The organism is Saccharopolyspora rectivirgula DSM 43747 (genome assembly GCF_000497205.1).
Classification (GTDB): Bacteria; Actinomycetota; Actinomycetes; order Mycobacteriales; family Pseudonocardiaceae; genus Saccharopolyspora; species Saccharopolyspora rectivirgula.
Window position 1 is genome coordinate 1 of the sequence record NZ_AYJW01000119.1, and the last position, 2,987, is coordinate 2,987.

2 protein-coding genes are annotated in these 2,987 nt (G+C 61.7%); one reads left to right on the forward strand and one right to left on the reverse strand.

Annotation, left to right across the window (positions count from 1 at the left end):
- Positions 1-279, forward strand: a 279-nt coding sequence (locus tag SREC43747_RS20025; protein WP_037332707.1) for a hypothetical protein, incomplete at its 5' end; no start/stop codon positions are given.
- 72 nt (positions 280-351) lie between these two features.
- On the opposite strand, the gene SREC43747_RS20845 is transcribed toward SREC43747_RS20025, so the two are convergent.
- The gene (locus SREC43747_RS20845) at positions 352-2,517 is read right to left on the reverse strand and encodes a recombinase family protein (protein WP_081722698.1); all 2,166 of its coding nucleotides are present in this window, start codon (positions 2,515-2,517) and stop codon (positions 352-354) included.
- Between the last annotated feature and the right edge of the window lie 470 nt (positions 2,518-2,987).

Here is a 2,987-nt window from a genome sequence, read left to right on the forward strand (position 1 = left end):
GGTCGTGTGGAGGAGGCGTTGAAGGCGTCTACTGAGGCGGTGGGGTTTTATCGGGAGTTGGCCGAGGCGCGTCCGGATGCTTTCCGTCTTGATCTCGCGGCGTCGTTGACCAACCAGACCTTAATCCTGCGCGCTCTTGAGCGCAGGGACGAAGCGTTGAAGACCATCACCGAGGCAATCGCCGTCTGGCGTGTTCTTGCTGCGCGTCAACCCGACCTTTACCAAGACCGTCTCAATATGGTCCTCGCCCTTCGTGACCAGCTGAACGATGGAGAGTGAACCAATAGCGCTAAGTTCCTGCCTCCAAGCCGAGGAGTCACTTTCCAGCTCGGGCGACGCTCCCACATCATGTCAACACGCGTGCAGTGGGACCTGGCCGGTCAGCAGACCCGCAACCAGGCAGTCCAGTGGACGAGTGTTCGACCTCCATGCCGCTCCGCATCCATGTCCAGACCATGGAGGGGCAGGACTCCCCGCCGAACCGAAGACGTGATGATCGCCAAAGAGTGATTCAGGCCAACGCGTTCTCGCGCTCGGCCGAGCGAATCGACCACCTCGGGAACCCGAGCAAACCAAAATCGGCTCCTCAGCTCGCTTGCGCAGGTGAGAAGCCGATCTTCGAAGTGCCCCCGGCGCGGCACACGCAGCATTCACACCTGCTTTGACCTGCTTGTTCTGCATCATGGGCTGTTCATTCGCGTGCTGTTGAGGGGCTGGGAGTTCGGCAGCTACGGCTGCGACATCGTGGGCGCCTGTAGCTGGCAAGGTAATTTCGATGACTCCTCGATCCGTGTGGTGGTCAACGTGGATACGGAGCTTCGTCAACTCAAAGAGCCGCGTTACAAGCTCGGTCGGTGCGCGATGGACGTTCAGTGATAGGTGCGGCAGGACGTCGACGAGTTCGAGGTCTGAGAGCCGGGGAACTCGTGGTGTCTCCTTCTGCTGCCGTTCGAGGTCGTCGAGGTCGTGCTGGATCCCTTCTTGCTGAGTGACGAGGGCGTTGTACCTCTCCCGGAGCCCCTTGATGAACGGGTCACCGGGGTCAGCGTCTTCCGCCTGCGCGAGCAGGTTGTCTTGCTTGCGCGTGAGTTCGGCGAGCTGCTTGTTCAAGCGGTCGCGACGGGCTACACGTTCAAGCTCTGCTTGATCGACTCCCTGATCAACAGTATCTGCGAGGAGGTTGAGGCGGTCCTTGCTGAACAGGTAGGTCCCGTAGGCATCGTTCAGGGCTGAGAGGAGCACGTCTTCTCTCATGTAGACCGTGTTTGGGTGGTCGTCGAGACGGTCCATGCGTCCGCGGTTGTTGTTCTTCGGCCAGCATCGGTAGTAGTTCTGCCCGCGGTGCCGGTGTCCGAGCATCCTCCGTTGACAGACGCAAAGTACGCGGCCGCGCAGGAGGTACGTGCGCTTGGTGGCGGGGGGCGGGTTCTCGCCGGCACCATCCCGGGAGCCCCGCTTCGATTCCCGTCGCGCCGTCAGTTCGTCGAACATCCACTTTGGAATGAGAGGTTCATGGGCAGGCTCTGCTGACCACACCCATTTCTCAGGTGGGTTGTTCGCGCCGTTGCGGCTTCGTCGTGCTCGGCGGTTGTAGACCTGGTAGCCCGTGTACTTCGGGTTCTTCAGCACGTCGGCAACCGACGACTTTGACCACGCCCCTCGTGTGCGCTTGCCTCCGTTGGGGACCGGCGGTGGGTGCTCAGTGAGGTCGGCATTGAGCCGCTCGGCGATGGTGTCGAACCCTAGTTGCTCGTGGTAGCGCCACTTGGCTATCAGTGTCACGGTGCTGGCTTGCTTGCCGTCCGGCTCCAGACGCGTCTTGGTGATCCCCTTCTCGGCTTTGACCGGGTTCGGGTGACGGTACTTCTTGGCTCGGTAGCCGTAGCACGGCTTGCCGATGTTGTAGCCCTCACGGACATGTGTGCACGTACCGCCCCAGGACTGCTCAAGCATGTTGAGTACTTCGTACTCGGCGACTGACTGGTTGATGCGGCGCTGCAGAATCTGCTGGGCACGTCCACCGGACAGCACGATCGGCTCGTTCGAGGCGAACACGGCGACGCCGGCCTGCTCCAGTTGCCGCTCGACGGAGAGGTTCTCGTACATCTTGCGGGCGATTCGCGACATCGTCTCGCAGATCACTACGTCGAACCGACGGTTCGGTCGGGTTGCTTCCGCGAGGAGGTCGGCGATGCCGCCGTCACGAGCGATCGGGATGTCGAATCGTTCGTAACCTGCCTTGCGTCCGCGCCGTTCCAACTCCATGCGTCCGGACTCGACGTCGTAGAAGTGTGTGACGATCACCCATGATTCGGGAAGGACGCTTTTCGATCTCTCGAGCTGCCGCAGCAGAGACTGCCGCGGGTCCTGGTGATCTTCCGTGGACGTGCGTCCTACCCACGCGACGCGTACTTCCTTGCCTCGGACCGCGGCGGGCAGCGAAAATGGGGATATCGCCAGGTCGGAGTCGCCGCGTCGCGGCAGTCCTGGTGGCGGCGGATCAGCTGAGGTCGTCATTTCGTACCTGCTATCTCGTCATCAGGGGAGTCGATCGAGCGTTGGTCTTGGTAAGCCCAGTGGACGAGGCTCGCCAGAACTTTGCTGAGTTCTGTCCGGAGCCATACGCCTTCCTCACCGCCCACCGTCTCCACGACGTGTTCGAATGCCCAGCGCCCTCCCTGCTCGGATGTACCGCGATGGTTTCGGCGTGACGATCTGCCGAAGGTCATCGCGACCACCTGGCCGGATGTGTCTCCTGGCGTGTGGGAAGGCTTGGAGCCCGGCGACCATAACGCCGGCGCCTAGGGCATGTCGTCAGCCGTTGCGGGACGCCCAACGAGATCTTCGCCGCCCGTTTCAAGACGCATCGCCCTCAGCTGCGGCTAGACGGTTTAGAGCGTGTCTCGTTTGGATCTTGATCGGTGTTCAGGGCAAGATCATCGTCTGTGGTTGATGCGTTGTCACAGCGGTTGGTTCCCGACGAGCTC

Bases quoted from the DNA above. Each gene is read 5' to 3' on its own strand.
- SREC43747_RS20845 (WP_081722698.1), bottom strand. From the start codon at position 2,517: ATGACGACCTCAGCTGATCCGCCGCCACCAGGACTGCCGCGACGCGGC.